This window comes from Trebonia sp. (genome assembly GCF_030042015.1).
GTDB lineage: Bacteria > Actinomycetota > Actinomycetes > Streptosporangiales > Streptosporangiaceae > Trebonia.
Genome location: NZ_JASIAL010000402.1, coordinates 1 through 10,834, shown reverse-complemented (window position 1 = coordinate 10,834; position 10,834 = coordinate 1). Strand labels below are relative to the sequence as shown.

Below are 10,834 nucleotides of genomic sequence, written 5' to 3'. Positions count from 1 at the left end.
GGTCGGCAGCCACGCCGAGGTCGCCGAACGCATCACGGAATACGCGAGCCTCGGCATCAGCGAGTTCATCCTCTCGGGCTATCCGCACCTGGAGGAGGCGTACTGGTTCGGCGAGGCCGTCCTCCCGATCCTGGCGCGCCGCGGCCTCTGGACCCATCCGGCACCAGCAGAAAACGGAGAAACCTTGACCCCGTTCGTCCCCACCCACGAGCACGTGACCGCGCCATGACGACGATCGCCGTCATCACCGGCAACCCCAAGCCGCAATCACGCACGCACTCCGTCGCCCTGGCCGTCGCCGACGCGATCGCCGCGGGCCTGGGCACGTCGGCCGACCGCCTGGAGATCGACCTCGCCGAGCACGCCGCCCGCCTGTTCGACTGGTCGGATCCGGTCCTGTCCGGGCTGACGGCGGCGGTCGCGAGCGCGGACGTCGCGATCTTCGCCTCGCCCACCTACAAGGCGTCCTACACCGGCATGCTCAAGGCGTTCCTCGACCGCTACGGCTCCAACGGACTGGCCGGCGTCACGGCGGTCCCCGTGATGACCGGCGGCTGGCCCGGCCACCTGCTCGCCGTCGAAGTCCACCTGCGCCCGGTCCTCGTGGAGCTCGCCGCGACCGTCCCGGCCCGGGGCCTGTACGTCACCGAGCCGGAACTCCCCGAGCTCGACGCCGTGGTGGCCAGGTGGTCCGCCACCGCCACCCCGCTGATCATCCGTTCGCTGAAAAGCTAACCACCTATCCCGAACGAAGCGTGGCGCCTGCCCGCCGCAACTCGCACGCGCCTCGCGCGGGACCCCGCGTCAGCGTTTCCAGTGCGCGATGAAGCCCAGGTAGCGCTCGGCGACCTGGTCGCGCACGCGGGCCACCGCCGCCTCCCCGCGGTCGGACGCCTCGTAGCCGCGCACGGCGTCCTCCCAGATGCTGCGCCCGATCGCGAACCCGACGAACTCCTCGACCTGGCAGGCCACCTCGAGCCAGTGATCGAGGCGGTCGGCCGGCGCGTCCCGGCCAAGGACGATCAGGTCCGTTGTCCGGCCGCCGGCCTTGGCCTGCTCGGCCACCTGCCGCGCCGCCGCCACGGTCTCCAGGCCCTCGACCTTCCATATCGCGGGCTCCACGCCATGCGCGTAGTTGTCCGCGATTACCCGCGTGACCAGGCCGGGGCGGATGTCATGGTCGTACCTGGCCGCGTCCTGGCCGGCCTGCGCAAGCTGGGCGTCGGTGGCCGGCACGAGCAGCTCGTAAAGCATCGGCACGCCGATGCCGCGCAGCCCGGCGCTGACCTCGGCGAGGCGCTCGAACTGCCCTTCGCGCTCCTTGGGGTCGAAGTCCGGGTTATCGCGGACCAGCACCTTGGAGTAATCGGGGCGGACCGTTTCGACGTGCTTGAGCCACTCCTGCCCCCACTCCAGCGTGAACCACTCGTGGCCGCTGGCTTCGACCGGCACCGCAAGCACCAGCGGCTGCTCGCTGCCGCGGACCGAGTCGATGACGCTCTGCCCGTACCGCTCGTCGACAAGCACCCCGATGCGCCCGTGCGTCACCGCGGGCAGGGCCTCCCGCAAACCCTCGTAGATGAGGTGCTTGGCAGCTCGCATGGCGGCGACCTCGGCAGCGTCCGGCTGGTCGTTCTTGACATCGAACAGGGTCCTGCCGAACGATTCGCGGTGATCCATGGCCAGGATGAACAACGGATCGTCGTGCCGGGGCCGCCACCCCGAGTTGGCTGTCATGCTTGTACGCTACCCAGCCGGGCAGCGAGGAGAACGGATATGACTGATCAGGCAGTCCGGGTCGAGAGGTCGGGGGCGGTCACGACCGTCGTCCTGCACCGCCCAGCGCGCCGCAACGCCGTCGACGGCCCGACCGCGGCCCAGCTCGCCGCGGCCTTCCGCGCGTTCGACGCCGATCCGGACGCCGCCGTTGCCGTGCTGCACGGCGCGGGCGGCGTCTTCTGTTCCGGCGCCGACCTGACCGCGATAGGCACCGAGCGCGGCAACCGCGTCAGCCCCGACGGCGACGGGCCGATGGGGGTGAGCCGGCTGCGGCTGTCCAAGCCGGTCATCGCCGCGGTCTCCGGGTACGCGGTGGCCGGCGGCCTGGAGCTGGCCCTGTGGTGCGACCTGCGGGTCGCCGATGCGACCGCGGTGTTCGGCGTCTTCTGCCGGCGCTGGGGCGTCCCACTGATCGACGGCGGCACGGTGCGCCTGCCCCGGCTGATCGGCACCAGCAGGGCGATGGACATGATCCTAACCGGACGCCCGGTCGACGCCGCCGAGGCGGTCGCGATCGGGCTCGCCAACCGCGTCGTGCCGGCCGGGCAGGCGCTGGCCGCCGCCCAGGAGCTGGCCGCCGGGCTTGCCGCGTTCCCGCAGGTCTGCCTGCGCAGCGACCGCGCGTCTGTGCTGGACGCCGAGGGCCTGGACGAGGCCGCCGCGATGGCGTCGGAGTTCGCGCACGGGCGCGCGGCGCTGGTCACCGAGGCCAGCGCAGGCGCCGCCCGGTTCGCCGCCGGCGCGGGACGGCACGGGACCTTCGACGCCCCGCTGCCATGACGGCGATGACCTGGTAGTCATCGACTCTGCCGCCCGCCGCGGGCAGGGCTACGTCAGCAGAGGATCCCACTGCAGGACGCCGGTCCACAGGTCGCTGTTGTTGTAGATGACGATCTCGGTCTGGCTGCCGCCGTCGACGTCGGCGGCCACGAAGGCATCGACGCCCCGGTTCCAGTCCCCGCCCGGGCCGGCCAGCGGGGTGGGCGCCATCCAGACGGGGACCAGGGCGCCGTTTTGCCATTTCAGGACCCCGGTCCACAGGTCGGTGTTGTTGTAGATGACCACGGCCGTGTCGCCGCTGCCGTCGACGTCGGCGGCCACGAAGGCATCGATTCCCCGGTTCCAGTCTCCGGCCGGGCCCGCCAGCGGGTTGGCGGACATCCAGATCGGGCCAAGGGCGCCGTTTTGCCATTTCAGGACGCCGGTCCACAGGTCGGTGTTGTTGAAGATGACGATTTCGGTCTGGCTGTCGCCGTCGACGTCGGCGGCGACGAAGCCGTCGATTCCCCGGTTCCAGTCTCCGGCCGGGCCCGGCAGCGGCGTTGGGGACATCCAGATCGGGCCGAGGGCGCCGTTTTGCCATTTCAGGACGCCGGTCCACAGGTCGGTGTCGTTGTAGATGACGATCTCGGTCTCGCCGTCGCCGTCGACGTCGGCGGCGACGAAGCTGTCGATGCCGCGATCCCAGCGCCCGGCCGGGCCGTTCAGGGGCGTGGGGACATCCAGATCGGGCCCAGGGCGCCGTTTTGCCATTTCAGGACGCCGGTCCACAGGTCGGTGTTGTTGTAGATGACGATTTCGGTCTCGCCGTCGCCGTCGACGTCGGCGGCCACGAAGCCGTCGACGCCCCGGTTCCAGTCCCCGGCCGGGCCCTGCAGCGGAGTGCCGCTCATCCAGACCGGGAGCAAGCCAGCGGCGTGCTCCGCGTGTCCGGTGAAAGCGATGACCTGCTGCGCCAGGAAATACGGGCGTTCGTTGTGTATGGAGTGCCCGGTATCGTAGACCGACAGGCCGACGCCGGGGCCGGTCAGGCTTGCTGCAAATTGCGGGACGTTGTTCGCGAAATGCACCATGGGATAGTTGTCCGAGGTCCCCACCATCAGCTGCAGATTTTTATTGATCGCGTGCTGGAGGGCAGCAAAGCTGTACCCGATGCAGTCCATGCAGATGCGCCAGTGCCACTGCCTGAAGTTCTCGTTGTAGATCTCCTGACGGTCATACAGGTCCTCCTGCATGGCCGTGAGCTTCGCGGCGTTGTCGGAAGTGAGGGGCCCGGGCCAGTCATCGCGATACCACATGAGGGGCTGCCGCGGCACGGCGGGAAGCGCGGCCCAGCCCGCGACGAGATCGGCGACGAACAACGCGGTTACCGCTGCGCCGAACCAGCCAGAGAAAATGCCTCCTCCGATTGTTGCGGCTGCAGACACGAACTCTCCGGACATCACCATCGCGAGGGCCACTAGTGTTACCGCGACTCCTGGGGACGGCGGGGAAAAAGTATCCTGGTACCAGACAGTATTGATGAAGTCCGATCTTGCCGCATCCACCAGGGTCTGATCAAGGACGCCGTCTTTCAGGGTTTGCGTGATCCGGTCAAGCAGCTGCGGGTCCGTGATCTGCCGCTGGACGACGGTGACCGCGATGGGTTCCCCTATCGAAACATCGTGGTCCCAGACGCCTGCCGGTGACCAGGCGATCACATTCTGAACCCAGTCGTACTCGCTGGCCGCGAAACGAAGCGCCATGTGCCCGCCCAGGCTGCCGCCCATAACGGCGACGATCCGTTCCTTGACATTGCCAAGTTGCTGGTCAAGCGCCTCGACAAAATTGACGATGGTGCTCTCGATGAAGTCAAGCAGGTCTGGGGTGGGGAAGTTCCCGATCTCGTACAAGCCGAGGATCATCGATGGCTGGGGCAGGGGGGCCACCTCAGCATGGGGAACGGTGTCGAAGATAGGGGTCGCATTCTCCCCGGATCCCGGTTTTACCCGTGTTGTGTACCCGCAGCCGGGCAGGTCCAGCGAAATCACGGTGAACGAGCGACCGGTTCCGACTTGCGCCTTGAAGAGTCCCCCAACAAAATCCAGTGCCTCCTCGGCTCTTGAGCCCTCCCCGTGAATATAGAGGATGATTTCGTCCCCTGGCGGGATGAATGGGCCTGCCAGCGGGTTCGGGGGCAAGCCCTGGGATGCAACGAAATAGCGTACTTTCAGGGTCATAAACGACGTCGACGTGGGCACATCGAGTCCGATGTGATATTGCGGGTAGGAGGCCACGGCCCCGGCGAGGTCGATATTCGTGCCTGTGTGGTGGCTTGAAGTCGGGGGTGGGGCAAGTGCCGCTTCTGTTACTGGGCGCCCGATTTGACGCGCGGGCACGGCTCCTGAAGATCGGAGGTACCACCCTCCCGAGCCTCCGGAAAGTACCGTGCCCGCGCTGCTATCTTCGCTGATCGACGCATCCCGTAACGACCTGTCCGCCGTTCTCGCTCCTGACGGGGCACCGTGCCCGTGCCTGCGCGAGTGGCTGGCCGGGATCCCTGACCCGCGCTCGCCGCTGGGCCGCTGGCATCCGCTGGAATTCGTGCTGGCGCTGGCGGTATGCGCGTTCACCGCGGCCGGGTACGACTCGCCGTCCGCGATCGCGGACTGGGCGTCCGGATGCTCCCGGGAGATCCTGGCCGTCCTGGGCGGGCGCCGCGACCCGTGGACCGGGCAGGTACGGCCGCCCTGCGAGCGCACGTTCCGCCGCGTCTTCACCAGGATCGATGCGGCGGCGCTGAACGGCGCGGTGCACGGCTACCTCGCTGCTGTGCCCCAGGCCGCGCCCGCTGACCTGCCGGAGGCGGCCCGGCATGAGCGGGAGCAGCGCCGCGCCGCCGCGCAGGCCCGCAGGCCCCCCGTGCCCGGGATGCGCCCGCAGGCCGCCGCGGACGGCAAGACGGTCCGCGGGGCCGTCCGCCCGGACGGCAGCCAGGTGCACCTGCTGTCGGCCTTCCACGTGGGCGAGGGCCGCACACTGGCGCAACGGGAGGTGGGCGCGAAGACAAACGAGATCCCCGAACTGGCCCCGTGCCTGGAGGGCCTGGACCTGGCAGGCATGGTCGTCACCCTGGACGCCCTGCACACTCAGCGGGAGACTGCCCGCTTGCTGCGCCAGAACCACGGCGCCCATTACCTGATGATCGCCAAGGCCAACCAGCCCGCGCTGCTGGAGCAGGTCACCGCTGCGCTCAGCGGCACCGACGCCGAGTTCGCGGACGCCTCATGGGCCGAGGACGGCAAAGGCCACGGCCGGCGGGAAAAGCGCAGCATCCGCACCGCTCCTGCAGACAGCATCGACTGGCCCGGCGCCGCCCAGGTCCTGCGCATCCGCCGCGATACCGGCCCCACGCACGGCCCCTGGACGTCCAAGGAGATCGCCTACGCCATCACTAGCCTCCCGGCGGACCTCGCCGGGCCCCGCCACCTGGCCATCTACGCCCGCCAGCACTGGGGCATCGAGAACCGCCAGCATTACACCCGCGACGTCACCTTCCGCGAGGACGCCCAGAAAGCCCGCACCGGGAACCAGCCGAATGCCTACGCCGCCATACGCAACCTGGTCATGGGCGCATTCCGCCGCGAAGGATTCGCCAACATCGCCTGCGCCCGCCGCTACTACGGTCGCGGCGACCAGCGCATCCTGGCCCTCTACGGATACGCGTGAACCCGGCACCGAGAGCATCACGTCGCATAACACAAACACGCCGGGGCCGTGGGTAGGAGGCGATCCGCACGTTGACAGGAAAGTCAGGCGGATCGTCCTCTCCGGAGACCGCAACCCATCCCAGAGCTTCCCGGTCCTGATGGTTTACCCCGGCGAGCGGGCTGCGCACCGTTTGCACTGCGTTATTGTAGTCCTCGCTCATCTGGTTTATGATCGCTGTCGCCACAGAGGCTTGCACCAGCGGCTGATTTGAAAAGAATTCCTCGAGTGCTGTCTGCGGGAAGCTTGGGCAATTCGCGAAGGCGTTAGCGCCCGTCACGGCAAGCTGTGTCATTGCCGTAAGATAAGGAGTCGGAGCGAAATCCTGGTTGTTATCCGAGTAAATGTCCGCATACAGCCCGGCCACCTGCGTCAGGATTTGATTGCCGTCGCGCGTTTGTGCGGCCGCGCGCAGGCTCGGGAGCAGCCGGCCTGTCGGCTGCCCATTTGCCGTGTCGGTCATATCAAGAAAATAATCCGACGGGAGGAGGTACCAGGAGTAATCAACCGTGGTGGCAGGAGCAGTCGGTTCCTGCGGCGGTTGAACCGGAATTGGATTTACATACATTTCAGTTCCTCACCGGGCACGGCATGATCGGAGCGCTGAGCGTCAAGCCTGGACGGTCACGGCAGGGCATGGGCATGGTCAGGAAACGACGCTAGTTCCGCGCGCGGGCTGGGGAATCCCTTGAATCAGTGATCTTCGTGGCGGGCGCGGACAGCATCCGCGCAGCGAGTTCGGTACGCGACCTGAGGCCGAGTTTGCGGAAGATGTGCTGGACGTGGGTCTGCACGGTGTTCTCGGTTACGAACATCGCGGCGGCGATGTGCCGATTGGTGTGCCCTTGCGCGACGAGGGCGGCGATGCGGCGCTCGGTGTCGGTGAGCCCGCATACCGGGGCGCGCACGGCTATTTTGGACATCTCACGGCGGGTCTTGTCGGCCCATAGCGCCGCCCCGAGGTGCTCGAAGATGTCGAGGGCCTGGCCGAATGAGTCGCGGGCGGCCGACTTTCGCCTCGACCGCCGCTCGATCACTCCCTTGACGAACAGGGTCCGGCCCAGCTCGAAGGGCATTGGCAGCTGGTTATGTTCTGAGAGTGCCTGCTCGCAGGCACTCTCGGCGCCCCTCAGGTCGCCGCTGGCGGCAGCGAGGTGGGCACGGCAGCGCGCGCCGGCCGCCAGTGCCCACGGGCGCCGGAGCGAATTACCCCGCGCCTCAAGCTGCCGCGTGAACGACCAGGCGCGATCGGTATGTCCGAGCGCGGACAGCGCCTCGATTTCATCGGGGAGGAATTTCACCACGCCTGGTTCGCCGAGGCCGAAGGCATCGGTCGCCTCGGCGAGCCGGTCCAGGTGGGAAACCGCGGCCTGGTGGTCGCCCAGGGACACCGCGATGAAACCGAGAACGCAAAGCACCTGGGTGGCAAGCGGAACATTTCCGGTCTGTTCGCACAGGGCGAGCGCCCGGGTTGCCAGGTCTCGGGCCTGGGCGACCTGGCCCCGGTGGGCGCGCACGAGGGCCAGGCAGTACAGGGCCGCGGGTGTCATGGTCTGCTGACCACTCTCCTCGGCTACCTGGCGGGCCTCAAGCGCGTATCCCTCGGCGGCATCCCATTTCCCGGCCCAGCACTCAAGTTCGCTGAGGTGGTACAGCAAGAAGGGGACGGATGCCTCATTCCCGGCGTCGGCAGCGTTCCGGTACTGCCCGGCCAGTATCGTCCGCGCCTCGTCCAGCCGGTCGCACCATTTCAGGATTAGGCCTCTGCCCAGGGATGGGCCGAACAGCGGTAGCCGCCCGCTGGGCTCCTCACCCGCGGCCGCGTCGAGTGCCTCGGCCTTGTCGAGCAGGTCAAGCCGCGCGCCATGCCCCTGGAAGAACTCGAACACAGCGAGGCGGGCCAGCGAGTGCGCCATCATGCGCGCGCTGCCCGCTTGCTCGGCCGAGCGCAGTGATACCTTGGCCCAGCTCAGGGCGCCTGGGAGGTCCCCGGCTACCACCCGGACGAACGCGAGTTCCTGTTCTGCGTGCGCACGCAAGGCGGGGACGTTCCGTGCTTCGCCCGCCGCCAGATGGAATGTCTGCTCGGCCAGCGGCCAGCCGCTGAGGTGGTAGTGGACGGTGGCCAGCCGAAGCAGCAACGCCGCCCGAAGCGGGCCAGGCGGACAGGCGGCCAGCGCCGACTGGACGAGCTCCCGGCTGCGTGCCATGCTTCCGGCGCGGAAGTGGTAATCGGCGGCTTGCACCATCCGCTCACGAGCCGCCTCCGGCTGCCCGGCTGGTGTCAGCCGGGCAGCCTGCTCCGCTAACGTCGCCCCTTCCTCCGGGGCTCCCCTCGACGCCGCGTGCCTGGCGGCGCCCTCGAGCATCCCGGCGATGTCCGCGCCGGGCCTGTCCGCGCCCAGGCCCATATGCCAGGCGCGGTCCTCGATGTCTTCGGCTGCCATCGCCAGCCGCTGGTGCACCTGCCTGCGTTCATACGGCGGCATCTCGCCGTACAGGGCGGACTGCAGGAGAGGATGGGTGAACCGCAAGATCTCCCCGTCACGCTCGATGATGCCTTCGTCGATAGCCTCGTCGATCGCCGCCAACGACTCGTCGCCACATGCCGCGCGGATCAGCCGCTCGCGCCGGTCGAAGGACGCAGCGACCAGCCACCCCAGCCGCCGCACCTGCGGCGTCAGCCGGCGCACGCGACGCCGCAGGAGAGTGCCGATGTTCGGCGGAAGGGGCAGCGGCTCGTTGGTCAGCGACATGTGCGGATGGTCAAGGAGCATGCGGGCGCATTCGAGGGCGTAGAAAGGGTTTCCGCCGCACGTGTCATAGAGCCGGGTGAGAGCGTACCTCGGCAGCGCGGCGCCAAGCCGGGACCGCAGGATCTCACCGATCGCGCCCAGGCTCAGCGGGCCAAGCCGCGTCCGGTCGAGTCGGTCAGGCGGCAGGGCGCGATCCAGGCCGAGCGGGACCATGTCATCGGTGCGGCACGTCGCCGCGATGCGGACAGGCTCGCCCTGCAGGCGCCGGAAGCAGAACTGCAGCACGCCGGCGGACGGGCGGTCCAGCCATTGCGCGTCGTCCACGGCGAGCATGAGCGGCCCGGCGCCGGCGAGGATTCGCAGCACGTCCAGGGTTCCCCGCGCCACCGCCCGCGGCTCGGGCGTCGCGGGGTCGGCCTCGGGAACAGCAGTCCGCATAGGCCCGAGGGACCCGTCGCGCAGCAGCGCTGCCTCCACCGCCCGCCGCCGCGGTCCCGCAAGCTCGGGAAGGATGTCCCCGACGGCCTCGCCGAACAAGTCAGTAAGCGCGGAGAAGGCCAGTGGCCGTTCCGACGGGGCCGGCCGGCACGATAGCACCGTGCATTGACCGGCAGCGGCCTGGAGCGCGTATTGCCACACGACCGTCTTGCCGATTCCGGCATCACCCGTGATAACCAGCGCCGCCGGCCCGCCGGACGCAGCCGACAAAAACGCCAGGATCTGTGCGATCTCGGCATCTCGCCCGATAGGCCGCGAATCCACCGTGCACCCCCGAACTGGGTCTAACACATCCGGCGCAAGAAGTGAACCCTTTCGCCGCCCGGCGGCCTGCCTGCGATGAACCGGGAAACTCACTAATTCCGGTGATTCCCGCTGTCGAAGGCGGCGGTAGCGTGCGTGGAAAGAGAGGACCAGTGTGCCCACATACCTGGTCGAGCGTTACTGGCCTGGCGTGACGAGCGAGCTGATTCTCCAAGCCCTCAACAGGGGCCGGCGAGTGATGGAACAGATGAGCATTGAGGGGACGTGCGTGCGCGAGGTGACCACGATCCTCATCCCCGGCGAGGAGGTGGTCTTCTCGGTCTATGAAGGACCGTCAGCCGCCGCGGTCCGCCAGCTCAATGAGCGAGCCGACGTCGTAGTCAGCAGGATCGTCGAGGCAATCGAGATCTGGCACGACCCGGATACCCGGCAGGACGGCACTCCCTGACCCCGGCCGGCTAGAAGAACGAGAGGGTCTCCACGCCGACACCCGCCTGCACGGTGCGCAGCACCTCGCCGCGCTTCAGGTTGCACACGGCCAGCGACCCCTCGTTGTGATTGGCGATCACTACCGTTTCCCCGTCTTCGTGGAAGGCCATGTTCATCGGGCCCTGGCCGAGGTGCAGCAGGGCCTGTGACGCAAGGTCGGCGGACAGCACGGTCGCCAGCGGCGCCTCGAAGCTGGTGACGACGAGGTGCCTGCCGTCGGGGCTGTAGCGCGCGATCTGGGCCGCCTTCTCGTGCCCGGCCAGCCTGATCGTCGAGCGGACCTCGTCTGAGGCCGTGTCCACCACCAGGATCTGCGGCTCCTGAGCGTCGACGTAGATGACCGTCTGCCCGTCGGGAGACATGCCGACTCCGGCGGAGCCGTTCGGCGTGGGGATCTTCTTGATCACCCGCCGTGTGGCCAGGTCCACGACGGTCCCGAACGTGTCCTCCTCGTTCTCGGTGTACAGCTTGCTGCCGTCCGGCAGCACCTCGATACGGTGCGCCTTGTTGGAGCCAACTTC

Annotated in this window: 9 protein-coding genes and 1 pseudogene; 5 read left to right on the top strand and 5 right to left on the bottom strand. The window is 68.4% G+C overall.

The annotated features are described in order from the left end of the window. Both Q1N79_RS21800 and Q1N79_RS21795 read left to right on the top strand, forming a co-directional pair. Positions 1 to 229: pseudogene (locus Q1N79_RS21800) on the top strand (alkanesulfonate monooxygenase); the annotation flags it as partial. After that, entirely contained in the window at positions 226 to 735 is a 510-nt protein-coding gene (locus tag Q1N79_RS21795) for an NAD(P)H-dependent oxidoreductase (protein WP_300611813.1), read from the top strand. The pseudogene Q1N79_RS21800 and the gene Q1N79_RS21795, both read left to right, overlap by 4 nt. Before the next feature lie 69 nt (positions 736 to 804). Here the strand turns inward: Q1N79_RS21795 and Q1N79_RS21790 are convergent, their stop codons facing one another. Further along, positions 805 to 1,737, bottom strand: a complete 933-nt coding sequence (locus Q1N79_RS21790; protein WP_300611810.1) for a 2-deoxy-5-keto-D-gluconate 6-phosphate aldolase domain-containing protein — start codon at positions 1,735 to 1,737, stop codon at positions 805 to 807. A 39-nt stretch (positions 1,738 to 1,776) separates the two neighbouring features. Here Q1N79_RS21790 and Q1N79_RS21785 point away from each other — a divergent pair, with 39 nt between their 5' ends. Beyond that, positions 1,777 to 2,559 (top strand): crotonase/enoyl-CoA hydratase family protein, encoded by a 783-nt coding sequence (locus Q1N79_RS21785; protein ID WP_300611807.1) that lies wholly within the window; start codon positions 1,777 to 1,779, stop codon positions 2,557 to 2,559. Positions 2,560 to 2,607: 48 nt separating this feature from the next. On the opposite strand, the gene Q1N79_RS21780 is transcribed toward Q1N79_RS21785, so the two are convergent. Further along, on the bottom strand, positions 2,608 to 3,312 hold the full coding sequence (locus Q1N79_RS21780; RefSeq protein WP_300611804.1) for a hypothetical protein: 705 nt from the start codon (positions 3,310 to 3,312) through the stop codon (positions 2,608 to 2,610). After that, positions 3,264 to 4,835 (bottom strand): alpha/beta fold hydrolase, encoded by a 1,572-nt coding sequence (locus tag Q1N79_RS21775; protein ID WP_300611801.1) that lies wholly within the window; start codon positions 4,833 to 4,835, stop codon positions 3,264 to 3,266. Before Q1N79_RS21775 ends, Q1N79_RS21780 begins: the two co-directional genes overlap by 49 nt. A 151-nt stretch (positions 4,836 to 4,986) precedes the next feature. Here Q1N79_RS21775 and Q1N79_RS21770 point away from each other — a divergent pair, with 151 nt between their 5' ends. After that, positions 4,987 to 6,267, top strand: coding sequence for an ISAs1 family transposase (locus tag Q1N79_RS21770; protein ID WP_300611798.1), 1,281 nt, complete (start codon positions 4,987 to 4,989; stop codon positions 6,265 to 6,267). A 698-nt stretch (positions 6,268 to 6,965) separates the two neighbouring features. On the opposite strand, the gene Q1N79_RS21765 is transcribed toward Q1N79_RS21770, so the two are convergent. Continuing rightward, positions 6,966 to 9,824, bottom strand: a complete 2,859-nt coding sequence (locus Q1N79_RS21765; protein WP_300611795.1) for a LuxR family transcriptional regulator — start codon at positions 9,822 to 9,824, stop codon at positions 6,966 to 6,968. 154 nt (positions 9,825 to 9,978) lie between these two features. Here Q1N79_RS21765 and Q1N79_RS21760 point away from each other — a divergent pair, with 154 nt between their 5' ends. Next, positions 9,979 to 10,272, top strand: a complete 294-nt coding sequence (locus tag Q1N79_RS21760) for a nickel-binding protein (RefSeq protein WP_300611793.1) — start codon at positions 9,979 to 9,981, stop codon at positions 10,270 to 10,272. Positions 10,273 to 10,282: 10 nt separating this feature from the next. Here Q1N79_RS21760 and Q1N79_RS21755 read toward each other — a convergent pair. Then, the coding region (locus Q1N79_RS21755; RefSeq protein ID WP_300611790.1) for a hypothetical protein at positions 10,283 to 10,834 on the bottom strand (552 nt) is incomplete at its 5' end.

Bases quoted from the DNA above. Each gene is read 5' to 3' on its own strand.
- Q1N79_RS21790 (WP_300611810.1), bottom strand. From the start codon at position 1,737: ATGACAGCCAACTCGGGGTGGCGGCCCCGGCACGACGATCCGTTGTTC.
- Q1N79_RS21795 (WP_300611813.1), top strand. From the start codon at position 226: ATGACGACGATCGCCGTCATCACCGGCAACCCCAAGCCGCAATCACGC.
- Q1N79_RS21780 (WP_300611804.1), bottom strand. From the start codon at position 3,312: ATGGCAAAACGGCGCCCTGGGCCCGATCTGGATGTCCCCACGCCCCTG.
- Q1N79_RS21785 (WP_300611807.1), top strand. From the start codon at position 1,777: ATGACTGATCAGGCAGTCCGGGTCGAGAGGTCGGGGGCGGTCACGACC.